Source organism: Opacimonas viscosa, assembly GCF_024199005.1.
Classification (GTDB): domain Bacteria; phylum Pseudomonadota; class Gammaproteobacteria; order Enterobacterales; family Alteromonadaceae; genus Opacimonas; species Opacimonas viscosa.
Map to the genome: position 1 here is coordinate 1 of NZ_JANATA010000293.1, position 242 is coordinate 242.

The 242-nt window shown below is 50.0% G+C and carries 1 tRNA gene; it reads right to left on the reverse strand.

Annotation, left to right across the window (positions count from 1 at the left end):
* Positions 1–121: 121 nt before the first annotated feature.
* A tRNA-Glu gene (locus NLF92_RS13660) sits at positions 122–197 on the reverse strand.
* Positions 198–242 lie beyond the last annotated feature (45 nt).

Sequence of the window (242 nt, forward strand, 5' to 3'; positions counted from 1 at the left end):
GCGTTATTACCTTGGGTAATCAAGCTCGGGTAGTGGTGATTACCGGACGGACACGAACCTTAGTTCTCATCTCCCTGGTGACTAGATACAAAAAAGCCACCCGAAGGTGGCTTTTTATGTATGGCGTCCCCTAGGGGATTCGAACCCCTGTTACCGCCGTGAAAGGGCGGTGTCCTAGGCCTCTAGACGAAGGGGACAGAAACTTTTAGGTCTCTATCAGATACTATGTATCTAACCTAGGG